The 22,167-nt window shown below is 61.9% G+C and carries 19 protein-coding genes; 7 read left to right on the top strand and 12 right to left on the bottom strand.

Annotated features, from left to right (window positions below; genetic code table 11):
• Positions 1 to 24: 24 nt before the first annotated feature.
• Genes ACR0NB_RS10510 through lptF form a run of 5 tightly spaced genes read left to right on the top strand, consistent with a single transcriptional unit; the run spans position 25 to position 7,421 of the window.
• Entirely contained in the window at positions 25 to 1,725 is a 1,701-nt protein-coding gene (locus ACR0NB_RS10510; RefSeq protein ID WP_480775609.1) for a hypothetical protein, read from the top strand.
• A complete protein-coding gene (locus tag ACR0NB_RS10505; RefSeq protein WP_480775608.1) occupies positions 1,718 to 3,475 on the top strand; it encodes a ferritin-like domain-containing protein in 1,758 nt (585 codons plus the stop codon). Before ACR0NB_RS10510 ends, ACR0NB_RS10505 begins: the two co-directional genes overlap by 8 nt.
• Positions 3,472 to 4,779 (top strand): radical SAM protein, encoded by a 1,308-nt coding sequence (locus ACR0NB_RS10500; protein WP_480775607.1) that lies wholly within the window; start codon positions 3,472 to 3,474, stop codon positions 4,777 to 4,779. The genes ACR0NB_RS10505 and ACR0NB_RS10500 overlap by 4 nt, the downstream gene beginning before the upstream one ends.
• An 11-nt stretch (positions 4,780 to 4,790) precedes the next feature.
• Positions 4,791 to 6,230, top strand: coding sequence for a flavin-dependent monooxygenase QhpG (qhpG, locus tag ACR0NB_RS10495; RefSeq protein WP_480775606.1), 1,440 nt, complete (start codon positions 4,791 to 4,793; stop codon positions 6,228 to 6,230).
• A gap of 51 nt (positions 6,231 to 6,281) precedes the next feature.
• Positions 6,282 to 7,421 carry an LPS export ABC transporter permease LptF gene (gene lptF / locus ACR0NB_RS10490; RefSeq protein ID WP_480775605.1) on the top strand — a complete coding sequence of 380 codons (1,140 nt, stop codon included), beginning with the start codon at positions 6,282 to 6,284 and terminating at the stop codon, positions 7,419 to 7,421.
• A 2-nt stretch (positions 7,422 to 7,423) separates the two neighbouring features.
• On the opposite strand, the gene ACR0NB_RS10485 is transcribed toward lptF, so the two are convergent.
• Positions 7,424 to 8,266: a LysR family transcriptional regulator gene (locus ACR0NB_RS10485; RefSeq protein ID WP_170585011.1), complete on the bottom strand. Its 843-nt coding sequence runs from the start codon at positions 8,264 to 8,266 to the stop codon at positions 7,424 to 7,426.
• 98 nt (positions 8,267 to 8,364) lie between these two features.
• On the opposite strand from ACR0NB_RS10485, the gene ACR0NB_RS10480 reads away from it, so the two are divergent.
• The gene (locus tag ACR0NB_RS10480; protein WP_170585014.1) at positions 8,365 to 8,955 is read left to right on the top strand and encodes an HD domain-containing protein; all 591 of its coding nucleotides are present in this window, start codon (positions 8,365 to 8,367) and stop codon (positions 8,953 to 8,955) included.
• On the opposite strand, the gene speB (ACR0NB_RS10475) is transcribed toward ACR0NB_RS10480, so the two are convergent.
• The 10 genes from speB (ACR0NB_RS10475) to ACR0NB_RS10430 form a co-directional block, all read right to left on the bottom strand.
• Positions 8,952 to 9,794 (bottom strand): agmatinase, encoded by an 843-nt coding sequence (speB, locus tag ACR0NB_RS10475; RefSeq protein ID WP_170585016.1) that lies wholly within the window; start codon positions 9,792 to 9,794, stop codon positions 8,952 to 8,954. The genes ACR0NB_RS10480 and speB (ACR0NB_RS10475) overlap by 4 nt on opposite strands.
• Positions 9,791 to 10,960 carry a carboxynorspermidine decarboxylase gene (nspC, locus tag ACR0NB_RS10470; protein WP_480775604.1) on the bottom strand — a complete coding sequence of 390 codons (1,170 nt, stop codon included), beginning with the start codon at positions 10,958 to 10,960 and terminating at the stop codon, positions 9,791 to 9,793. The genes speB (ACR0NB_RS10475) and nspC overlap by 4 nt, the downstream gene beginning before the upstream one ends.
• Before the next feature lie 130 nt (positions 10,961 to 11,090).
• Positions 11,091 to 12,302, bottom strand: coding sequence for a saccharopine dehydrogenase family protein (locus tag ACR0NB_RS10465; protein ID WP_170340139.1), 1,212 nt, complete (start codon positions 12,300 to 12,302; stop codon positions 11,091 to 11,093).
• A gap of 23 nt (positions 12,303 to 12,325) precedes the next feature.
• Entirely contained in the window at positions 12,326 to 14,215 is a 1,890-nt protein-coding gene (speA, locus tag ACR0NB_RS10460; RefSeq protein ID WP_480775603.1) for a biosynthetic arginine decarboxylase, read from the bottom strand.
• 99 nt (positions 14,216 to 14,314) lie between these two features.
• Positions 14,315 to 15,403 carry a DUF1513 domain-containing protein gene (locus ACR0NB_RS10455; RefSeq protein ID WP_480775602.1) on the bottom strand — a complete coding sequence of 363 codons (1,089 nt, stop codon included), beginning with the start codon at positions 15,401 to 15,403 and terminating at the stop codon, positions 14,315 to 14,317.
• A 3-nt stretch (positions 15,404 to 15,406) separates the two neighbouring features.
• A complete protein-coding gene (locus ACR0NB_RS10450) occupies positions 15,407 to 16,417 on the bottom strand; it encodes an imelysin family protein (RefSeq protein ID WP_480775601.1) in 1,011 nt (336 codons plus the stop codon).
• A 3-nt stretch (positions 16,418 to 16,420) separates the two neighbouring features.
• Complete coding sequence (locus ACR0NB_RS10445) at positions 16,421 to 17,956, bottom strand: di-heme oxidoreductase family protein (protein ID WP_480775639.1); 1,536 nt, start codon at positions 17,954 to 17,956, stop codon at positions 16,421 to 16,423.
• Positions 17,928 to 18,413 (bottom strand): bacterioferritin, encoded by a 486-nt coding sequence (gene bfr, locus ACR0NB_RS10440; RefSeq protein WP_480775600.1) that lies wholly within the window; start codon positions 18,411 to 18,413, stop codon positions 17,928 to 17,930. The genes ACR0NB_RS10445 and bfr overlap by 29 nt, the downstream gene beginning before the upstream one ends.
• Entirely contained in the window at positions 18,361 to 18,654 is a 294-nt protein-coding gene (locus tag ACR0NB_RS10435) for a (2Fe-2S)-binding protein (protein WP_480775599.1), read from the bottom strand. Before ACR0NB_RS10435 ends, bfr begins: the two co-directional genes overlap by 53 nt.
• Before the next feature lie 116 nt (positions 18,655 to 18,770).
• The gene (locus tag ACR0NB_RS10430) at positions 18,771 to 20,042 is read right to left on the bottom strand and encodes an imelysin family protein (protein WP_480775598.1); all 1,272 of its coding nucleotides are present in this window, start codon (positions 20,040 to 20,042) and stop codon (positions 18,771 to 18,773) included.
• Between the two features lie 284 nt (positions 20,043 to 20,326).
• On the opposite strand from ACR0NB_RS10430, the gene ACR0NB_RS10425 reads away from it, so the two are divergent.
• Entirely contained in the window at positions 20,327 to 20,845 is a 519-nt protein-coding gene (locus tag ACR0NB_RS10425; protein WP_480775597.1) for a ZrgA family zinc uptake protein, read from the top strand.
• Positions 20,846 to 20,857: 12 nt separating this feature from the next.
• Here ACR0NB_RS10425 and speB (ACR0NB_RS10420) read toward each other — a convergent pair whose 3' ends face one another.
• On the bottom strand, positions 20,858 to 21,823 hold the full coding sequence (speB, locus tag ACR0NB_RS10420; protein ID WP_480775596.1) for an agmatinase: 966 nt from the start codon (positions 21,821 to 21,823) through the stop codon (positions 20,858 to 20,860).
• Positions 21,824 to 22,167: the final 344 nt, after the last annotated feature.

Raw genomic sequence — 22,167 nt, 5'->3', positions numbered from 1 at the left:
TGGCCAAACTGGAGAGGGCCCGGCATGGACACGATACAGGAAATCTTCTTTCTGCCGCCGATGGCCGTTGCCAGGCTTGGCCCGGGCGAGACCCCGCTGGAAAGCTACGAATGGCAGCAGGATCTGGACGCGCATGGCAACAACAAGACGGTCATACGCTCGAACGTGACTTTACGGGAAAACGAGGATGGGAGTGTCTCGGCCTACCTGCCGGACCCGCGGAAGATCCGATTTCGGGATGAAGGCACCGGCGCTCTGCGTCCGGTCGCGCCGTTCTTTGAACTGTGGGCGCGCATGTTCGATGCTGAAACCGGCGAGGCCTATGAAACTCCTGTGACTCTGAACCTTCTTGAAGGGCAGGGGCTGTCGCTGAAGAACATCCGCTACACGGTCGCTGTCGGCAATCAGAAAGCCGCCCGCCGCACCGGAGATGCAGCCTGCGGGTTTCGTACACGGGTCGAGATCGCGGCCGAGGATTTTACTCCCAAACCTTTGCTGGCCTTCAGTCCGCACACGTCGGAACAGCAACCGCTGGTCTATGAACACAACCCGATCCCGCTGGGCTCGGTGCGGGTTGTCCGCCCGGTCCACGGGACGGACGAGCCGGTGCCCGGCGAGATGGTGGACCGCAGTCTTCTGCGTTTGCGGTTCACTCCGCCCAAGGGCGAGGTATACGGCCCGCCCGATGCCGCCTTCGGCCCTGCAACCCTTGCTGTGCCGGGATACAAGAATGACCCGCCCAAATCGGAATATGGCCGGATTCATGAGATCGTGCCGGCGCAGAACCGCATCCTGAACCCGGACACGCCGTGGTCGAAATGGATCATGATGTCGGGGTTGTCTGATGATCCCGAACCGCATGACAGTTATGATGGTGCCAGGGTCGGCAACGATCAGTCTTGGGGAGTGGTTGACGACACGTGTGATGGAACGATCGAGGCCACGCTGGCTGTTCGTGGTCAGCGTTTGGTCGCCCGGGCGCGCATCTTCACCGGACCGCCGGATTTCGCACCGGATTGCCGGCCTTTCTACAGCCTCGAAGACGATCTGGCGGATCGCGACATGTCGTTGATCTCGGTCACCGCCGAAAACTACGTTGATGCAAAAACCGAAGTGGTCGACATCTTCCGAAGGGCGTTCGAGACCAACAGCCTGATCAATCTGGATGACATCCGGGCACAGGGCCTCAAGGACAATGCCTCTCTTCAGGCGCAGACCAATATCGCACCTACACCGGGCCTGCCGTCCACCGATGCTGCATCGATGACGGAAAAGGACGCGGTGCCGCCCGACAAGATCGACGAGTTGATCCGCCCACAGCCGATTTCGGTCTTTTCGAACTCGGTCCCGAATGAACAGCTGCCCTATACGGTCGCCACCAAGTTTGTGCACGAGCAGTTGATCGATGAGGAAAACCTTTTGGATTTTCTGCGCCGCAGGCCTGATTTCGTTCGGCGATTGATGCGCCCACCCTTTGGCGTTCTGGCCCAGTTCGAAGAGGACCCGAACCCTGACCAGACACCCGATCCCGCCTTCCGCGACCCGCGGATCGTGCGCGACATGATGCACGACGCCCGCATGCCGCCCTACATGCGGGATTCAAACTATTTTCCGCTCTCGTTGTCACGGCGGCAGTACCATCTGGTGATGTCTTTCATCGATTACCTCGAGGCGCACCCGCCCGCGCCCGAAACCGAACCGGTAGGAGAGCCTCGGGATGTCTGACAAACCAGCGCCGATCCGCATCAAACCCCGCAACCTGACGGCCCGTGCGGCCTACAAGGTGCCCGGAAACCCTGACAACACCCGGCTGGACGGGTCGGTCGGAAATTGTTTCCCGGGGCTGGAAATGGACGTACGCGACCTTGATCGCCGGTTCTTTCCGGGATTGGTTTTCAATGCCGTACGTGTCCCGCTGAACCCGGTTCCGGAAGCACCCGAAAACGCGCAAGGGTTTCATCTGGTCTATGTCGACTATTTCTATGACCCGATGTTGCCCGATGACAGTTCGACACCTTGGGTGCAGGATTTGCTGGACGCCTATCGTGGTGACATCGGCGCCGAGCTGTCCAGTGGCCGGTGGTTTCTGGCCTGGGTCGAACAAGGCGGTCGACGTATCTCGTTCTGTGATGACAAGGGCAAACCCTACGACGGCATGTTGGTCTGGCGGTTCATCCGCAGCCTTGAATGCGGCGACGATCATCCGGTGACCATCGCACTGGAGCGGCGCAATCACGACGGTGTCGTCGACGCTCCGCCGGTCGTCCTGCACGGATACCGCCGGCAGTACCGCACCGAAGCCGGCGTGTTCGATACGGCCTACGACCCCGGAGAGCTGACCCAAAGCCTGTGCAATCCCTGGTCGCATGACTTTCGGGATTGCGGCTGCCACTACTGGCCATCAAACCACCCGGATGTGGTCACTGCCGAAGTACCGCATGACACCCGCCTGCCGACTGGTGCGCCCGACGATCCGGTCGTGGCCGAAACCTATCTGGATTGGCTGCGTTCGGACAAATCGCCCTCGGGCAATGTGGCGGCGTTGAATACCGTCGAACAGAACCGCCCGTTCCAGATTGACCACTACGAGGTCAACCAGATGTGGAGCGACCTGCCGATCGTCGTCGAGGGACGCGAGACCGGCGAAGTCTATGAGGCCGACACGGACCTGCCCGGTGTCGAACCGTATGAAAGCGTAGCGGCGATGGTCCAGGACCTGCAGACCCGTCTGGCGCCGATGGAGATGACGCTCAGCCTGCAATACCTCTATGCCTATTTTTCGCTGGCCGATCCCGAAACCGTCGATTGCGAGCGCTGGCCAACGCTGAAGGATGATCTGATCTTTGCGCGGCGCGCCCTGCTGGAAGTTGCGATCGGCGAGATGACCCATATGCGCTGGGCAAACCAGTTGCTGTGGTCGTTGCAGGGCAAGGATTACGAACCGGTGCTAACGCCCGCGCTTGCCCTGCCCATCGGACCCAAGCGGATCATCCCACGGTCGTTGCGCCCTTTGACGCCTGAGGCCATCGACGACTTCATCGAGATCGAACGCCCCGACGGCTTCATCGACCGCGCTTATGCGCAGTGCGTGGCGACACTGGAACACAAGGCGTTCACCGATCGGCGCCTGTATGCTTTGGCCGTGCGGATCGACACCGACGGCGACGAGCATTTTCTGCGGTTCCGCCAGATGAAGGACGTTCTGGCCAAATACCAAACGGGCCGCGGCACACCTGCCTATCTGCGCCCGATCCAAATGGGCTCGGAAACGCAGGCGCAAGAGGCACTGGATCTGTTCCGCCGCATCACTGATGGGCTGGAACAGGCCTATCAAAACGAGGCTCAGAACCGATTCACCGAAGCGCAGGAGTATATCCAGCAGGTGCGCGACACGATGAAAAGCTTCCGGGTCGCCGGTGAAGTCTTGGCGGAAAAGGGTATTGGTATCCCGTTCTGGCCCGAGGTCGAGACATGATCGACCCATCTGCCGAGGTGCATTTTTTCGAAACGACCTTGGGCGAGCATATGCTGGCCGTAGATGGCTCGCGCGTGTTCGACGTGCCCGACGGAACGGCGGATCACTTCGCCGGTATGGCCGCCGAAGGACAGCGAGAGTTTCTGTCGCAGATGGGCCTTGATGGTGTGCCGTTCATTGACGACGCGCCGCCGCGCCGCATGCCGGTCAGGTCTTTGTCGCTGGCGGTCGCGCAGAAATGCAACTTGGCATGCACCTATTGCTATGCCTCGCAGGGCAGCTTTGGTGGTCCTGCCCGCAGTATGGAATGGGAGGTCGCGAAAGCCTCGGTCGATCGGCTGATCAAGGACTCGGAACCCGGCACCCGGATCAATCTGGCCTTCCTGGGAGGCGAGCCGTTGATCAATCGCGACCTGATCCGAAAAACGACGATTTATACTGCTGAACAAGCGCAACGCAACAAAGTGGATGTCGGATTTTCGATCACGACGAATGGCACGTTGTTGCGCCCGGAAGACGCTGAGTTTTTCGAAGACCACGCCTTTGCCGTCACCATCAGTCTGGATGGCGTTGGCAAGGCACATGACCGGTTGCGCCCCAACCAGGGTGGGCGCGGCAGCTACGACACCATTCTGCGCAAGGTGCAGCCGTTGCTGGACAAACAGCATCGCATGCAGGTGGGCGCTCGGGTCACCGTGACACCGCGCAACCTCGAGTTGCCTGAGACCCTGAACCATTTCATAGGCTTGGGTTTCCACTCGGTCGGGTTCGCACCCATGCTGGCTTCGCCAACCGGGCGCGAAGAAATGAGCAGCAAGGACATGGCCGAAATGCTTTCGCAGATGATCCGCTGCGGACGCGTTTTCGAAGACGCAGTGCTGCAGGGCCGCCGCTTCCCCTTCTCGAACATGGCCGCCGCAATGCACGAGATCCACCGTGGCACGCACCGGCCCTACGCTTGCGGAGCCGGTGGCGGATATTTCGGGGTTTCGGCGGATGGCGATCTGTTCGCCTGCCATCGCTTCGTCGAGGATGACGTGGCCGCGATGGGCAACGTCCATGACGGCCCCGATGCGCGGCGAGAGACCTGGCTGGCCGAGCGCCACGTGCACAACCAATCGCCGTGCAACACCTGTTGGGCACGGTACATGTGCGGTGGCGGTTGCCATCACGAGGTCATTCATCGTGGCCGCCCGGCATGTGATTATATCCGCGGTTGGCTGGATTATTCCCTGCAAGCCTATGTCCGGCTGTCGGCTGCCCGCCCGGATTTCTTCGGCGACGCTGCCCGCCGTTCGGCCTGAGGGCGCAGCGGATGGCGGCCGAGATTGAAACCGAGATCTGCGTGATCGGCGGTGGCCCGGCTGGGGCCGTGACCGCGATGCGGCTGGCACAGCTGGGGCGACGGGTCTGTCTGCTGGAACGCGCCACCTTTCCACGCCCACACATCGGCGAGTCACTGCCTGCCTCCATCTGGCCCATTCTGCGGTTTCTGGGTGTGGACGATGCGATGAAAGCTGCGGGATTCCTGCAATCGTCGGGTTCCGTCCTTATGTGGGGCGGGGCGTTTGAAAGGCGGGGTGAACCAGTTGGCGATCCGGGCCTTCTGGTGGATCGCGGCCAGTTTGATGCCGTCCTGCTGGACGCTGCACGCCAGTCGGGTGTTCGTGTGTTGCAACCCGCACGCGCCTATCGACCACGGCGCACCTGGGCCGGTTGGGAGGTTCCGATCCTGACGGCGCAGGGAAAAAGCCGGCTGCGCGCTGACCTATTGGTGGATGCGGCGGGCAAGCATGCGGGACTCGGTCGGAGATTCCGCCCGGCCTCAGCGCCATTGATGGCGCTCTATGCCTATTGGCAAGCCCCTCCGGGTTTTGGCACGCAGGCCCGCGTGGAGGCCGGTGGTGCCCATTGGTATTGGGGCGCAGCACAGCCGGATGGTACGGTCAACGCTTGCGTTTTCATCGACCCGTCGGATTGCACTGGTTTGTCGCCGGCGGCCCGGCGTTATCTGTATCTGAATCTTCTGGCACGATCGACTCTTCTGGCCTGCTGTCTGGAGCAGGTGCGAATGGGCCCGGTGCGCCGGTGTGATGCCAGCAGCCAATGTGAATTGACCCCGCCCGCCGATGATCTGCTGCGCGTGGGCGAAGCGAGTTTCTCGGTAGATGCGCTGTCATCGCAAGGGGTGCAACTGGCTATGGCGCAGGCCATGCAGGCCGCAGTGGTTGCAAACACGCTTCTGACTCGGCCCAGAGACACCAACATCGCGCTGGGATTCTATTCGGAACGACAGCGCGAACGCGTCGAAACCCACGCCGAACTGGCGGCGGCATTCTATGCACGTCACCACGAGGTCTCCTCTGGGCCGTTCTGGAGCCAGCGCGCGCGGCCGCTGGACTGGCTTCGCCGCCCGCCTGCAGACCTGCAGAATGCGGAGCTGTCCAAGGGCGAGGTGCTTCGCCGGTCGCCGGAGGCGAAGCTGATACAGGGCGGTGTGCAAGGCGACGCGTATGTTGTGCGGTCAGAGATTCTGACCCACCCCAATCTGCCGCGCCCGGTCCACTCGCTGGCGGGGGCCGAGCTGGCGCCGTTGATATCCGATCTGCGCGACCCACTCTCTGTGCCCGATATTCTGCAGCGATGGTCGAGCCGCATCGGACCCACCTCGGCGGCACAGGTCCTGCGGTGGCTGTGGCACACCAAAATCCTTGTGCCGGCCGGTGAACTGGGGCGCAATCGCGGTTCCCCTTGACTGGCGAATGGCCTAATGTCCCGCCAGGATAAAACAGCCGAAAGAGGTCACATGTCGCGCTTTGATGGGTATTTCCTGCGGCAGCTATTGGTTCTTTTCGGCTTTTTCACGCTTGTTCTGGTGGGCGTGTTCTGGATCACCCGCTCGGTCAGCCTGTTCGAACACGTCATCAGTGGCGGCCAGTCGGCAATGGTGTTTCTGGAGTTCACGGCGCTGACCCTGCCGACGCTTGTCCGAACGGTCATGCCGATGGCGGTCTTTGCCGCCGCAGTCTATGCCACCAACCGGCTGAGCCGGGAAAGCGAGCTGACCGTGATGCTGGCCACCGGGTCCAGCCCATGGCGGCTGGGCCGGGCGGTGTTGTTGTTTGGCCTGGTGGCGGGGCTAATGATGGCGATCGTCAGCGTCATTCTGCGGCCCGCATCCGTTGAACAGCTGGAATTGCGCCAGGCAGAGGTAGCAGGTGACATCACCGCGCAGTTGCTCAACGAGGGTGAGTTCATGCACCCGGCTCGCGGCGTGACCGTCTATATCGGTCGGATTGATCTGGATGGCACATTGCACGAGGTGTTCGTGTCCGACCGTCGCGAGCAGGAAAACCCCGCCACATACTCCAGCACGTCCGCCTATCTGGTGAACAACGGATCTGGCGTTCATCTGGTCATGGTGGATGGGGTTGCACTGCGGCTGAACAGGGAAGGCAAGACGCTGTCGTCGACCCTTTTCGACGATGCATCATACGACATTTCGGAGCTGTCCCGAAACACCGACAATGGACGCCGCAGTCTTGAGGCGATTCCGACGATCGAGTTGTTGGGCGATCTTGACGCCGTCGCCGCGGCGGATGGCTACCCGTTGGGGGAATTGGTGGAAGAGCTGCACCAGCGGTTTTCCTGGATCGCGATCTGTATCACCGTGGCGCTGGTGGGGTATTCGACGCTGATGCTGGGCAGTTTTTCCCGGTTCGGCCTTTGGCCACAGATATTCGCAGCATTCACGATTCTTGTCTTGTTGGAAGGTGTGCGTGGGTTCGTGTCTCCGGTGGTGATCAAGGATGCGAAGCTTTGGCCGCTGCTCTATGGTCCGGCTGTTGTCGGGTTCGCGATATCGGCCGTGTTCCTGGCTTTCGCCGGAAGACCGATCATTCGCCGGCGGGTGAGAGCCGCCGCACCTGCGCCATCCCCAGCCTAAGATCAGCCCCGCAGCTCTGACAGGCACTGGTGTAATTCATCCAACAATTTTGGGTGGTCATCCTCGGCGCGCGAGACCAAGTGGACCGGTAGAATTAGCGGTGCCGCTTCCTCGACTTTGCGCAGCGCGCCATTCTCAAGGTGCGGGGCGACGACGCTGTGCGGGAAAAAACCGCGCCCGCCGCGTTGCAGGATATAGCGCAGTGCCATCATGCAATTGCCCAGAAACACGGTTTGCCCAGCAGACAACCGGGCCAGACCGCGTACATGCTCCTGATAGCCTTCACCAAGTTCGAGGTTGATGAAAACAGGATCGCTGCCGGACTTAGCCAGATGGGGCGTCTCGACAAGGATCAAATGCTCGGGCGGCAAGTCCTGGCACGAAATCCCGGACCGCGATGGCCTCTCATGTGTCAACGCCACGTCCAGAACGTGCGAAGCAACGGCCTCGGCCATGTTCAGCGTGTGGTCATAGTTGAGCGTCAACAGAAGTTTGCCAAACCTCTGCTCGAACCGGACGGCCAGATCGACCAGAAGCGGGTCCCAGATGCTGAGCTGAGCGCCCAGGCGAAGGGCCACACGACCTTGACTTTGGGCCGGCAGGTCCTGCGAGGCGAAGGACCAAAGCGACAGCATCTGTTCGGCATAGGGTTTGAACTGCGCCCCAAAGTCGGTGAGGCTGGTACCGCCGGCACCACGTGAAAACAGGGCTTTGCCCGTGGCGGCCTCAAGCTGGCGGATCCGTGCACTGACGGCCGTCTGTGTTACGTTCATCCGTCGGGCCGCAGCATGGAACCCACCGGTTTCCGCCACGCACAAAAACGTTTCGAGCTCACGCATCTGCATGTGAAAGTATTTTTTGATCGACGTGATAAAATCAATTCATTTTTTCTAATGGCTGGGCGCGGCTAGTCTGGCTGTGCCCCGTAGCCAAAGGACCCGCCATGCTGGACAAAAGCCACAAACCCACCTGGACAAGTTTCGAAGAGGCCACCAAGGCGGATTGGGACGCCGTCATGGAATATGAAGAGGCCTATAACGCGGCTTTGCCCGACCGGATTCTGGACGCGATCCGGTCCTTGGACGAGGAATGGACACCCTATCCGGTCAACCGGTATCAGCACAGCCTGCAGGCCGCGACGCGGGCCTACGAGGATGGCGCGGATGAGGAACTGGTCGTTGCTGCCCTGATCCATGACACCGGGGACATCCTGTCACCCTACAACCACGGTGAGCTGTCAGCGGCGATGATGAAGCCCTATGTCAGCGAACGCACCCATTGGATCCTGAAACATCACTGCGTGTTCCAGGGCTATTACTACAACCACCATCTGGGTGGGGACCGCAACGCGCGCGACAAGTATCGCGACAGCCCTTACTGGGAGGACTGCCGCTATTTCTGTCACGAATACGATCAGAAGGCGTTCGACCCGGACTATCCGACAAAACCGCTGGAGTTCTTCGAGCCCATGCTGCGCCGCGTGTTGAGCAAGGGCGAGGGGCACATGGAGCTCAACGAAACCGCAGACGCCTAGCAGGCGGCCATCAAGCGATAGACGATCTGCGCGGCGGTGAAATCCCACGCCGCGTTGCCGTCCGGGGCCAGTTCGACCACGTCGAAGCCCACGCAGCGGCGGCCTTTCAAGGCGTGTTCGACCAGATGCAGTGCCTGATAGTATCCCAGCCCGCCCGGAACCGGCGTGCCGGTTGCGGGCATTAGCGACGGGTCCAGACCATCGACGTCAAAGCTGACATAGACCAGTTCTGGAAAGTCCTCGGGCAGGTCGACGGCATGAATGTTGCCGGTGACCAGTTCTTCGGCATCCACATGGAAGACACGGTTCCTCAGACGGCTTTTGGCTTCCTCGGTCGAGAAGGCGCGTACGCCGAATTGCGCCAGACGGACGCCTTCCTCGGCCAGCAGATGCATGACCGAGGCGTGGCTGTGTTTCTCGCCCTGATAGGCGTTGCGCAGGTCGGCATGAGCGTCGATCTGCACGATGCCGAGGGGCTGAGCCAACGCGCGGGCCACGCCCATCACCGCTCCATAGCTGAGCGAGTGTTCACCGCCCAGCGTGACCGGCACTTTGCCGGCGTGGATCGCGGCCTCGGTGCGCTGGGCCAGACGCTCCATGACGTCCGGCAGCGGGCCGGTGCAATCCAGCGAAGGTTCGGTGAAGATGCCATCGACACAGGGTTCGGAATGGCCAGTGATGCGTTCGAGTTCGTTACTGGCTGCGATGATCGCGGCGGGGCCGCCTGCCGTACCCGAACCGTAGGAGACCGTGCGTTCCAGCGGCACCGGGATGACACGGAACCGGGCGTCTTCGCTGCGCTCGGCCTCGGTCAGTTCGCTGTCGAGGAAAATGCTCATGAAAGCCTCTCTTTGAAGTCGTCGTAGCCGAATTGCCTGATGATCTTCAGGTCGTCGGTTTCGCTGTTCCACAGGGCGATGGTGGGCAGGGGCACGCCGTTGAACGTGTTGGTCTTGACCATCGAGTAATGCGCCTGATCGAGGAAGGCAAAACGCTGCCCGATCTGCAGCGGCTCGGCCCAGGTGTAGTCGCCGATCACGTCGCCCGCGAGGCACGAGGGGCCGCCCAGGCGATAGGTGTGGCCGGTTTCGGCTTCGTCCATCAGGGCGGGGCGATAGGGGGCCTCGATCACGTCGGGCATGTGGCAGGTGGCCGAGATGTCGGTGATTGCCAGGTCCACGCCGTTGTGCGGCAGGTCGAGGATTTCACCCACCAGGATGCCCGCGTCCAGTGCCACGGCTTCGCCGGGTTCCAGATAGACCTCGACGCCGTATTTGGCGCGGATGTGTTTGATGAACTCCACCAGCCCGTCGCGGTCATAGTCGTTGCGGGTGATGTGGTGGCCGCCGCCGAAATTCAGCCATTTCAGGCTGTTCAGGAATGGCGCGAGCTTCGGTTCGACCGCCGCCCATGTGCGCGCCAACGGCTCGAACCCCTGTTCGCAGAGCGTGTGCATGTGCAGGCCATCCACGCCCTCCAGCGCCTTGGCGTCTAGTTGGCTGACCGGGGTGCCGAGGCGCGAACACGGGGCGCAGGGGTCGTATTTCGCAACCTCGCCTTCGGAATGTTCGGGGTTGATGCGCAGCCCGACCTGCCGCCCGGCGGCCTGTGCCTTGGCCAAAAAGCGGTCTTTCTGCGCGGGGCTGTTGAAGATGATGTGATCTGAGAGCGCAAGGATTTCGTCGATGTCGGTTTCCTTGTAGCCCGCGCAGAAGGTCGCGACCTCGCCGCCATATTCCTCGCGGCCCAGCCGGGCCTCGTAGATGCCGCTGGCGCAGGTGCCGCCGATATACTGGCGCACCAGCGGGGCCAGAGCGAACATGGAGAAGGCCTTGAGCGCGGACAGAATATGTGCGCCGGACCGCTCGCCGATATCGGCCAGAACCGCAAGGTTTCGCTCCACTGCCTTTTCGTCGACGACGAAGCAAGGCGTAGGAACGCGATTGAGGTCGAAGGTGCGGAAGGCACCGGCGTCTCCGGCCTGTGTCTGCATCAGTTGGGTCATGTCCGGCGTCTCCGATTGGTGGATAAGCCGGGGGTGCGACTTGTCGCCATTGTCGCTTGGACCAATGGCGACCCCCCGGGATATTTTGGGCCAGATGAAGCAGGGCGGTCGCGCGGACCGCCCCGAGGGTTCAGAACTCGACCGGGCCGTCGAGTTCGTGGACCTGCCAAGGCAGGCCATGCTTGTTCAGCATGTCCATGAAATCATCCGGGTCGAGCTGCTCCATGTTCCAAACGCCCGGCTCGCGCCAGTTGCCCTTCAGCACTTGCGCCGCGCCGATCATGGCGGGGACGCCGGTGGTGTAGCTGACGGCCTGGCTGCCGACCTCGCGGTAGCATTCCTCGTGGTCGCAGATGTTGTAGATGTAGTAGGTCTTTTCGCCCGAGCCGTCCTTGGCCTGGCCGGTGGCGATGTCGCCGATGCAGGCCTTGCCCTTGGTTTCGGCGCCCAGATCGCCGGGATCGGGCAGCAGGGTCTTCAGGAACTGGATCGGAATGATCTCGACCCCGTTGTGCACCACCGGGTCGATCCGGGTCATGCCGACATTCTGCAGCACCTTGGCATGGGTGATGTAGGCATCGCCGAAGGTCATCCAGAAACGGGCGCGCTCGATCTCGGGGAAGTGGGTCGAGAGTGACTCCAGTTCCTCGTGATACATGAGGTACATGTTCTTCGGCCCGATGCCGGGGAAGTCGAACTCGACCTTGTGGGTCATGGCTGGCGTCACTTTCCACTCGCCGCCTTCCCAGTGGCGGGCGTCGGCCAGTACTTCGCGCAGGTTGATCTCGGGGTTGAAGTTGGTGGCGAATTCCTGATCGTTCTGGCCGCCATTGGCGTCCAGAACGTCGATCTGGCGGATCGAGTCCAGCTTGTGTTTCTTGAGCCACTTGGCAAAGACGCTGGTCACGCCGGGATCGAAGCCCGAGCCGAGGATCGCGGTCAGGCCGGCCTGCTTGAACTTGTCCTGATAGGCCCACTGCCAGTGGTATTCGAACTTGGCCTCGTCCTCGGGCTCATAGTTGGCGGTGTCGAGATAGTGGCACCCGGCCTCGAGGCAGGCATCCATCAGCACAAGGTCCTGATAGGGCAAGGCCAGGTTCACCAGAAGCTCGGCCCCGGTGTCCTTGATCAGCTTGACGGTGTCGGCGACCTTGTAGGCGTCAAGCTCGGCAGTTTTGATGTCGACGCCGGTGCGTTCCTTGACCGATTTGGCGATGGCATCGCATTTCGCCTTGGTGCGGCTGGCCAGCGTGATCTCGGTGAAGATGTCGGAATTCATCGCCATCTTGTGCACGGCGGCGTGGCTGACGCCACCCGCGCCAACAACCAGTGTCTTGCCCATGGGAAATTCTCCTTTCGCCGGGGTTATTCGTAGTAGGTATAGCCGTTGATGCTGTCGCGATAGGCAGTCATCAGGGTTTTGCGTTCATTCGCCTTGAGCGTGCCGGTCGAGATCGCCTCGTCGACCATCTTGCGGAAGGCAGCGATGCAGTCGCTTGGGTCGAACTCGACATAGGACAGGACTTCGCGGATCGTGTCACCCTCCTGTTCATGCAGCAGGTCGAACCCGCCATCGGCGCGCAGGTCGATGGTTACCACGTTGGTGTCGCCGAACAGGTTGTGCAGGTCGCCTAGGGTTTCCTGATAGGCGCCGACGAAGAACACGCCCATGTAGTAGTCGCGATCTTCGGGCAGGGAATGCACCGGCAGGCTGGGCGAGACACCGTCGGCCAGAATGAACCGGTCGATCTTGCCGTCGCTGTCGCAGGTGATGTCGGACAGTACCGCGCGGCGGTCGGGGGCCTGGTCCAGCATCTGCAGCGGCACGATCGGGTGCAGCTGGTCGATCGCCCAGACATCGGGCAGCGACTGGAACAGCGAGAAGTTGCAGTGATAGATGTCCGCCAGCTTTTCCAACTGGTCATCCACATCGGTTTCGACCTCGTCCGAGGCCGCCAGCGCCTTGATCCGCGCCATCAGCGACAGGTAGATGCGCTCGGCCCGGGCCATCTGGCGCAGGTCGACATAGCCACGGCGGAACAGGGCGCGCAACTCGTTGCGGTAGAAGGTGGCGTCGTTCCAGCATTCCTGCAGCCGATCGTGGCTGAGGTACCCGTTCACCGCCGCCAGATCGGACACCATGTGGTGGTCGTCGGGTTCCACCTCGGGGCCGTTGGGCGCGTCATAGAGCGTGCTTTCAAGCACGTTGAACACCAGCATCGACGAGGTCGCCACCACCGCGCGGCCGCTCTCGGTCACCAGCGTGGGGTGGTCCACCTCGGCCTCGTCCATGGCATAGGCCACGGTCTCCACCACATTGGCGCAGTATTCCTCGACCGTGTAGTTGATCGAGTTCTCGGTCGCCTTCTTCTCGCCCGTGTAATCGACGCCCATGCCGCCGCCCAGATCCAGGTGGGTCAGCGGCACGCCCTCGCGGGTCAGTTCGGTGTAATAACGGCAGGCTTCGCCCACGGCGCGGCGCACGTCGTTCACGTCGGGCACCTGGCTGCCCAGATGCGAATGCTGCAGCTTCAGGCAATGCAGCAGGCCCGCATCGCGCAGCTTGTCGACGACCGCGACCAGCTGATCGGTGTTCATGCCAAAGGTCGACCGATCCCCCGAGCTTTCCTGCCATTTGCCGCTGATCTGGTTGGTCAGTTTCACCCGCACGCCCAGCAGCGGCTCGATGCCCAGCCGTTTGTAGACCTCGATGACCGTGTCGGCCTCTTTCGGGCTTTCCAGAACGATGACCGTGTTGAACCCGATCTTGCGGCTGAGGATGGCCAGCTCGATGAACTCCGCGTCCTTGACGCCGTTGCACACGATCAGCGCCTCGGGGGCCAGACGGTGCGCCAGTGCGATTACCAGCTCGGGCTTCGATCCGGCCTCGAGCCCGTAATTGTATTGCTTGCCGAACTCGACGATCCGGTCGACGACCTGCGCCTGCTGGTTCACCTTGATCGGGAACACGCCGCGATAGGACCCCTTGTAGCCGGTACGCGCAATCGCATCGCGGAAGCTTTCGTTGATATGCGCGATTTCGCGTTCCAGATACGAGCTGATGCGCAGGATCATCGGCGCCTTGATCCCGCGCTGATCAAGGTCGTGCAGAATACCGGGCAGGCTGATGGCCGCCGCATCGGGTGCCATGGGATTGCGCAGACTGATCTCGCCGTCCTCCGTCACCTCGATGAGACCCTTGCCCCATTTTTCAACCCCGTAGATGGAATGCGGTGCGACGGGCGTCTGTTTCAATCAAGTCAGTCCTTGCGTTGCAGGCGTGGAAATTTCGCCCGCCAATACGGCAGCCGTTCGATTCTTCCAAGTGTAATCTGTATCGGAGGTTAGCCCAATTCAGATCGCAGGGCGAATGGGAACCAGATGGTTGTCCCAACGGACCCGAGGATGGGGCGATACCGCCGGGTTTGACCCAACCAGATGCCCCACATCGCCATGCCCGGTGGTAAAGACAAAGCCGGATGGCCCGGGGCCCAACCCGCACACGTCGCCGAGCGAATGGGCGCTGTCAAAACGAGCTGCCTCGGCATCAAAGACGTGCAGCGCGTTGCCGCGTGGGCAGGTGATGGCGACCTGACGCCCCTCGGCGGAAAAGGCGACACTGCCTGCATAGCCGGCCAGCGTCGCCTGAATGTCATCCGGCGCGGACAGAAGGTGGTAACGGCCACCCCGCCGATGCAGCCCCAGCAGGGCCGGTTTGTGGGACAGGTCGCCCTGCCACTGCATCGCGAAGGCCAGCAGGCCATCCGCACGAACGGCCAGATGCCGGATCGAGTTTTTGTGCAGCGCCGCGGGCAGCTCGACCTGCTCCAGAACCGATCCGTCGAGGCTGACATAGGTCAGGTTCGGGCGCATGGTCGGCAGGTTCAACTTGCTGCGCCCGGTATCCGGGTGGGTTTCGATGCCGCCGTTGGCGATGGCAAGAGATTTGCCGTCGGGCATCAACACTACGTCATGGGGGCCGACCCCCGCCGAAGAAAACTCGCCCATTCGGGCATAGCCCTCGGCCGCGTCCCAGACGCCGATGACCCCGGTGCCAGCCTCATAGTCGTTTTCGGTGGTGAACAACCGGCGGCCGTCGGGCGAAAATGCGCCGTGGCCATAGAAATGACGCCCGGCCGGCGCCTCGAGCCGGGTCAGCTGGTCCCCGGTCGCGCAATCGATCACAAGCGCAAATCGCCCCGGACGGCGCGCGAATGCAACGGCCCGCGCCAGATGGGGATGGGCGGCGGCGGCGTGCCCGCGGCCGGGCAGGGGGACCGAGAACCGCACATCCCCCGAACTGGTCAACCCGACCAGGCGGTACGACCCATCGTCGAACAGTGCAGCCGACAGGAAATCGGGCGAACCGACCGCAGCCCAGCCGGGCAGGGGGGCGAGAGTGGCCGCAGCCAAACCGGTCAGGAATCTTCGGCGGCTGGTCATCGGTCAGTCTCCGTCCAATGAATTGAACCCGGCGCTGATGCCCAGGGTCGGACCCAACTGCGCGGCGGCCAAGCTGCGGATGTCGTTGATCGACTGCTGCAGCGCCTCGATCCGCAGCCGCCCCTGTGGCTCGGCCACGCCAGCCAGCGCGGGATCGTCCAGCGCCTGCGCCCGGGTGATGCTGCGGGCAAAGGCATCGTCCAGCGAGGCCGCAATCTGCGGGTGGTCGGCCGACAGCCGCGCCGCCAGATCGCGCAGCGCCACCAGCGACAGTTCCACGTGCCGCAGCGACCGCAGCGACCGGCGGGCCTCGGCCCGGTTGGGCCGGGGGCGGTCGAAACTGCCCATCGGGCGGCCCAGACGGGTATCGGCCGTGAATTCGAGCCCGGTGACGAGGGCCTTGTAGAGCTCCTGCAGGGCTTCGTCTTCTGATCGGTAAACCTTGCCGGTGCCGGGCTGGGTCAAGTTCACTGCATAATCTGCCCAGTCGGCAGCGATCGCGGCGGCATTTTGGTGAATGTCGGACGCAATCGCACGGATCAGGTCGCAGTGATATGCTGCATCTCCCCGTCTGGAAAACTCGGGGTCGTACAACATGAGTTCCAGTGCAAAAAAGCCGCGCCCCGCGATCGATGTTTCGGCAAACGCAACTGCATCGGTGACCGCAGGATCCTGAGCCGAGATCATTCCGGTCAGAGCTTTGGGCGTAAAGCCCTTGGTGTCCGGCCAGAAGGCAAGGGCAAAAGCGCGATCATCGACTTCGGACGGACCAAATCGCAAATGGCTGGCAGAAATCCATGCATCGAACGCCGAATGGAATGCAGCGCGCAGGTTTTCGGAGTCCGAAGAACAGTCGTGCTGTGCGGCCGTGGAGAGTTCGGCCGATCTTTCGGAAAGCTCTTCAAATCTTGGAAGGATGTGGTTCTGTGTAACGTCCTCAGGAACTGTCGCCCGATCTTGAGCGGCAACAGCCAGAGGAACCAGAACGGCGATGATCAGTGGGACAAGGCGCATCGGTCAGAGGCTTTCAAGAAATTCGATCAGGGCGTCCCGATCCGGTTTTGGCATGGAAACGACTGCATCGCGCGCGGCCTGCGCTTCGCCCCCATGCCACAGGATCGCTTCGAGCAGCGAGCGCGCACGGCCGTCATGCAGGAGCTGAGTGTGCTCCGAGACCCGTTTGGTCAGGCCGACGCCCCATAGCGGCGCGGTGCGCCATTCGCGGCCCGTGGCGCGGGCCTCGGGGCGGTTGTCGGCCAGTCCCTCGCCCATGTCGTGCAGCAGCAGGTCCGTGTAGGGCCAGATCAGCTGGAAACTGTGCTCGGGCCGGTCGGGCAGACGGTGGGTGACGAAAGCAGGCGTGTGACAGGACGCGCAGCCAATGGTGTGGAAAACCTCTTTCCCGCGCAGAACTTGCGGGTCATCCACATTGCGGCGGGCGGGAACGCCCAGGTTGCGGCTGTAGAAGGCCACCAGATCCATGCCCTGCTGGTCGATCTCGAAGCCGCGTTCGTCGCCGTCACCATGCGGGGCGGTCTGGCAATCGGCCTGGGCCGGGGTGCAGTCGCCAAATGGCGCGGGGTAGAGCGGGCTGGAAATGCCGATATCGCCGGCGAAGGCCGCGGCCGACTGCTCCATGATCGTCGGCATGCCCGCCTTCAGCCCGAACCGGCCCAGCATGGGTTCGCCGAATTCCGTCGACCACACGATGTTGGGCCGCCCCGAGATCCCGTCCCCATCGGCGTCGTCGGGGTCGGCCTTGGCCAGGATGTCCTCGGCCGGGATCGCCTCGAGCAGGCCCAGACCGATCATCTGCGGCGCCACGCGTGGGCTGAGCATCGCGTCCGGGTGCAACGGCCCATAGCCCAGATCGGCCGCTCTGTAGGTGGGCTTGCGCAGCGACACGGTTTCGCCGTCGGACAGTTCCACCGGGATTTCCTCGTAGGTGATGTCCAGCCGGTATTCGGCCTGGTGGCCGGGCAGGGCGAAATCCTGCATCTGGCCGCCATAGGTGGGTTCGGGCAGGGTAGCGAGATACCCTTCGATCCCTTCCGGCGCGTCCGCAGGCGTTCCGGGGATGGAAACGCGCAGGAACATCGAAATGGCGTTGTCTTCGGGTCCGGCCGGGGTGTGGCCACGCCCGTCCTTGATGTGACAGCGCTGGCACGACCGGGCATTGAACAGCGGCCCCAGCCCATCCGAGGCCAGAGTCGAGGACGGAGACGACACCCAGACCTTCTTGAACAGCCCGTTGCCGACCTTGAAATCCAGCTCCTGCTCAAAGCTCAGGTTGGCCGAGGGTTGCGAGAACGCATCCGCATCGGTCCGGGCGCGCACCGTTGCGGCGCCTGCCGGCAGGTCCTCATAGCGCTGGGGCTGCGTGAAATCCGACGGCGCTGCGGTGACTGTGGCGATCCGTGCCCGTTCAGCGCCGGTTCGGGGGAGGGGGTTCAAATGACTGTCCCGCAGATCCTGAGACAGGGAAGGGGTGGCCGCAAAAACGGCCACCACGAAGAGGCCCGTCTTATTCGGCCTCGTCCATTTTCGATGCATTGAGTTGCGCATAATTTGCTTCGCCGAGTCTTTCGTACAGATCGAGCTGGGTTTCGAGGAAATCGATATGCCCTTCCTCGTCCGCCATCAGTTGTTCGAACAGCGCCATCGACACGAAGTCGCCGGCCTGTTGGCAGTACTCGCGCGCTTCCTTGTACAGGGCTCGGGCGTCGATCTCGGCCGCCAGGTCGCATTCCAGGGTTTCCTTTGGCGTCTGGCCGATGCGCAGCGGGTCGAGCTTCTGCAGGTTGGGGTGGCCGCCGAGGAAGATGATCCGCTCGATCAGCTTGTCCGCGTGCTGCATCTCTTCGATGCTTTCCTCGCGGCTTTTCTTGGCCATGTGGCCCAGGCCCCAGTCCTCCTGCAGGCGGTAATGCAGCCAGTACTGGCTGACCGCCGTCAGTTCATGCCGCAGGGACTTGTTTAGGTATTCGATGACGTTGGGGTCGCCCTTCATCTGCACTCTCCTGTGTATCATCCGCGCGCAGGGCGCGGAGTTGCATGGGTACTTCGAGGTTATCGGTTGCGCGCATCGTGTCCAGAAACAGCGGCATACACCCGCCACAATCCGCCGATTTTCCCAAAGCATGGTAAATCTTGCCCGGCGTGAATATGGTTCGGGGATCTGCCGCGCGCATCCAGTCGATTGCCGCGCGGATGTCGTGATCCGTGATGTTGGTGCAGTGGCAGACGATCATGGCGACTCGGCCCTTTTTAATTCCTAGTCAAATAGTAGGTTATTTGCTTCGGGTCCAGACACAGCTTGTCGCAGGGCCGGGCGCAAGCGATCGCTACGCCCGGCTGCTTTGGTTCATCAGTGGAAAACGGCGTCGGGGTTGTCGAGGCTGTCGGACCCTTCGAATGCGACATTGCCCAGGCCCAGCACGGACACGATGCGTTCGATCGTCTTGGTCTGATCGATCAGACCTTCAACGCCGCCCATGATCAGCGTTTCGCCACCGACATTCCCGCGCTCGAGCATCTGATCGTAGGCAAATCCGGCCTCGGCTGTGGTTTTGATCTGGCCCAGCGCGTACATTGTGTTGGCCAGCTTTGTCTTCATCTCGGTGTCCAGAGCCGGGTCCGAGGCCGCAACCAAATCCGACAGGGACGGACCCGAAACCGGAGTGCCGTCAATCCGGACATACCGACCCAGATAGACGTTCTGAATCCCCAACCCGTCATAGTAGTGGCTGTTGTGCGTGTTGTCCGAGAAACAGTCATGCTCTTCTTCCGGGTCGTTCAGCATCAGTCCAAGACGCATGCGCTCACCGGCCTGTTCGCCATAGGACAGGGATCCCATGCCCGTCAGAATTGCACTGATGCCCGAGTCAGCGTCGTCGGTCAGGGCCGCCCGCGCGGCACCGTCGTCCTGCCATTGCGCGGCCATCCATTCGAGATCCGAGACCAGCAGGTCGGTCGCCGCCACCAGATACTGGGCCCGGCGATCGCAGTTGCCGCCGGTGCAGGACTCGTCCTGCGCATAGTCGGTCCACGGACGGTTGCCGGCGCCCTCGCCGTGACCGTTCAGATCCTGGCCCCACAGCAGGAACTCGATGGCGTGATAACCCGTTGCCACATTGGCCTCGATTCCGTCGGCCTCGTGCAGGGTCTCAGACAGCAGCTCGGGCGTGATCTCAGTCGCGTCGACCGGCTGGCCAGACAGCTCAAAGCTGGGCGAGGCAATCACGTTCAGAACCGCAAGCTCGTTTTCGTCCGTCGCGCCGCCATAGGCCGCATCCACATAGTCGATCAGACCCTCGTCCAGAGGCCACGCGTTCACCTTGCCTTCCCATTCGTCGACGATGGGATTGCCGAAGCGATAGACCTCGGTCTGTTGATACGGAACGCGCGCGGCAACCCACGCCTGCCGTGCGGCGGTCAGGTTTTCAGCAGAAGGCTGTTCAACCAGTGCGGCAACGGCGGCCTGCAACTTGCGGGCAGCACGCAAACTGTCGTCATATTTTGCTTCGGCAATGTCAGCATAGGTTTCCAGAATGTCGACCTTGGCGGGGGCGTCGCCGGCGGCTGCCGCCGTTGCCATCAGCAAGGCTGCCAGGCTGGTCGTCGAGAATACGCGGGTCATGAAGTTCAGGCCTTCCTGTCGAAATGAATGGGCAAGAGCACCCGGTGCGGGTGCAGAGATGAATATTAACTGAGTGAAATTGTAAGTTATGTCAACCCGAGTCTTTAAGTCGGGAATTAATTGTGAAACACGCCGTTGTTTTGGCCAAATACGGTTTGGCTGGATGGGTTCTCTGGATCTGCCTAGGCATTTCCAGCGGGGCCAGACGGGGTTGCGCGCCGTTGCCTGCGGATGGCGCGCAGATACAATGATGGTGTGATTCTTGAGTTGGTGGTGGTTGCGTGATGAGATCCCTGGCGTTTGCCCTTTGCGTGTTTCCCCTTGCGTTGGACGCGCAGCAGGAAGGGGCGCCAAAACCCGCAGCGCTGGAGATCGCGTTTTTGGATTCGGGGTACACGCTGTCTCTGTCTGTTCCCGCGTCAGAAATCGTTGACTTTGATCTTCCCGCTTCGAGCGCAGAGGAAAAGGCGAAGGTCGCGGTCGCCATTTCGGACCTGTCACAGCCCATGACCCTGTTCGCGGTCACGGCCGAGGCGGGTTGTGCCACGGCCACGGCGAACGTGGCGCTGCTGGGCGGTGAAGCCGGGTCGGCCTTGGGGTCTGACGATCACCGGCCCGAATTTCAGGCCGAATACACGATCAGGTGCAGCAACCTTCAGGCGCTTGGTGAAATGAGATTTGATTACTTCGACCGGTTTTCGCAGGCTGAACGCGTGGACGTGCGGGTTCAGTCCCCCGGTGGTAGTCACGCCGTCGCGGTCACACGAGAGACCCCGTTGGTTGATCTCTCCGAGTTGATGTGACCGGGGTTTCTTTCATTCCTTGTGGTGAAAGATGAAGCCGATGAAGTTCAGCAACAGCTGCGCGGCAAGGATCTGCGTGCTTTCAGTCGGGTCATAGGCCGGTGCAACTTCTACAAGGTCGATGCCGGCGACCTGCCCTTTCCGGGCAAGGCCCTGCAGGATTTCCAGAACGTCGTAGTACAAAAAACCGCCGTGGCTTGGTGTTCCGGTGCCCGGTGCAATGGATGGGCAAAACGCGTCAATGTCGATGGTCACGTAGTATCGGACGCCCGAGGGGATGCGGTCCAATACCCCCTGGGTCCCCAGGTTGCGGACCTGCCGTACCGACAAGATGTCGGAGCCGCGCGCGCGTGCATCCTCGTAACCTTCTTTCGCGGTCGATGAGACATTGCGGATGCCCAGTTGGGTCATACCCGAGACATAGTCCTTCTCGATCGCCCGCCGCATCGGGCTTCCATGGCCCGCCGTAACGCCATGTCGCTCGTCCACGAAATCCAGATGCGCGTCGATCTGGACCACGTGAATGGGACCGTTTCGGGCGCAGTCCTGATCAAAGGCGTTGATGCATGGAATGTTGATGGAATGGTCACCACCGATCGTCACGGGCAGAGCGCCGGCCTCAAGGATCTTGCGTACCCCGTATTCGATATTCGCGTGGCTGGCTTCGGTCTTGGTGTGGATGATATCGGCATCCCCCAGATCGACGATGCGCACCTCTTCGCCCAAGTAGGTGGCATCGTCCTCGTGATCATAAGCACCTGCATGACCAAAGCTGAACAGAGTCGATGCCTCGCGCACCGCACGCGGGCCGAACCGGGCTCCGGACCGGTATTGGCAGCCGAAGTCGAACGGGGCGCCCAGAATGGCGACATCGGCATTGATCCGGTCCCAATCCTGCACATATGGCTTCTTGCCGAATGTGGCGATGCCGACGAACGGCAGATTCAGGCGGCCGGATTCATATCCATGTTTTGACATTGGGGGCTCCGTTACTTTGAACCGGCCGCGGGTCTGGCGGGTTGCTTGCACGTTGGCGTCTATCACCCGATCAATCAAGGCCGCTCTGCCCCAGCGGTGCATCAGGTTGCGAAGCTGGGTAAACCCCACAATCCCAGTGATTTTTCTGCAAATCTGTACTAAGAATGCAAGTATCGCTCGTATTGCCTGCGCAAATTAAGGGGTGGAGCCAGCATTGAATGGCGCCACGGGTCGGGCGGTCTGCCGTTTGTCCGGCGGGGGAGACTGCAAAATACACATGCTGATTTCAGGAAAGTGACCACGAAATACGAAACCATTGCGCCACTGACTTTTTGGGGGAGGAA

It is taken from the genome of Ruegeria sp. CG3, from assembly GCF_056537205.1.
Note: the sequence above shows the minus strand (reverse complement) of the source record. Positions and strands in the feature narration are given on the sequence as shown.

What these genes read in the sequence shown, in the direction of transcription:
- speB (WP_170585016.1), bottom strand. Translation starts at nt 9,794, where the DNA reads ATGAGCATTTTCCTCGACAGCGAACTGACCGAGGCCGAGCGCAGCGAA.
- ACR0NB_RS10510 (WP_480775609.1), top strand. Translation starts at nt 25, where the DNA reads ATGGACACGATACAGGAAATCTTCTTTCTGCCGCCGATGGCCGTTGCC.
- ACR0NB_RS10430 (WP_480775598.1), bottom strand. Translation starts at nt 20,042, where the DNA reads ATGACCCGCGTATTCTCGACGACCAGCCTGGCAGCCTTGCTGATGGCA.
- qhpG (WP_480775606.1), top strand. Translation starts at nt 4,791, where the DNA reads ATGGCGGCCGAGATTGAAACCGAGATCTGCGTGATCGGCGGTGGCCCG.
- ACR0NB_RS10445 (WP_480775639.1), bottom strand. Translation starts at nt 17,956, where the DNA reads ATGCATCGAAAATGGACGAGGCCGAATAAGACGGGCCTCTTCGTGGTG.
- speB (WP_480775596.1), bottom strand. Translation starts at nt 21,823, where the DNA reads ATGTCAAAACATGGATATGAATCCGGCCGCCTGAATCTGCCGTTCGTC.
- ACR0NB_RS10455 (WP_480775602.1), bottom strand. Translation starts at nt 15,403, where the DNA reads ATGACCAGCCGCCGAAGATTCCTGACCGGTTTGGCTGCGGCCACTCTC.
- ACR0NB_RS10485 (WP_170585011.1), bottom strand. Translation starts at nt 8,266, where the DNA reads ATGCAGATGCGTGAGCTCGAAACGTTTTTGTGCGTGGCGGAAACCGGT.
- ACR0NB_RS10480 (WP_170585014.1), top strand. Translation starts at nt 8,365, where the DNA reads ATGCTGGACAAAAGCCACAAACCCACCTGGACAAGTTTCGAAGAGGCC.
- ACR0NB_RS10435 (WP_480775599.1), bottom strand. Translation starts at nt 18,654, where the DNA reads ATGATCGTCTGCCACTGCACCAACATCACGGATCACGACATCCGCGCG.
- bfr (WP_480775600.1), bottom strand. Translation starts at nt 18,413, where the DNA reads ATGAAGGGCGACCCCAACGTCATCGAATACCTAAACAAGTCCCTGCGG.
- ACR0NB_RS10450 (WP_480775601.1), bottom strand. Translation starts at nt 16,417, where the DNA reads ATGCGCCTTGTCCCACTGATCATCGCCGTTCTGGTTCCTCTGGCTGTT.
- ACR0NB_RS10465 (WP_170340139.1), bottom strand. Translation starts at nt 12,302, where the DNA reads ATGGGCAAGACACTGGTTGTTGGCGCGGGTGGCGTCAGCCACGCCGCC.
- ACR0NB_RS10425 (WP_480775597.1), top strand. Translation starts at nt 20,327, where the DNA reads ATGAGATCCCTGGCGTTTGCCCTTTGCGTGTTTCCCCTTGCGTTGGAC.
- ACR0NB_RS10505 (WP_480775608.1), top strand. Translation starts at nt 1,718, where the DNA reads ATGTCTGACAAACCAGCGCCGATCCGCATCAAACCCCGCAACCTGACG.
- lptF (WP_480775605.1), top strand. Translation starts at nt 6,282, where the DNA reads ATGTCGCGCTTTGATGGGTATTTCCTGCGGCAGCTATTGGTTCTTTTC.
- ACR0NB_RS10500 (WP_480775607.1), top strand. Translation starts at nt 3,472, where the DNA reads ATGATCGACCCATCTGCCGAGGTGCATTTTTTCGAAACGACCTTGGGC.
- nspC (WP_480775604.1), bottom strand. Translation starts at nt 10,960, where the DNA reads ATGACCCAACTGATGCAGACACAGGCCGGAGACGCCGGTGCCTTCCGC.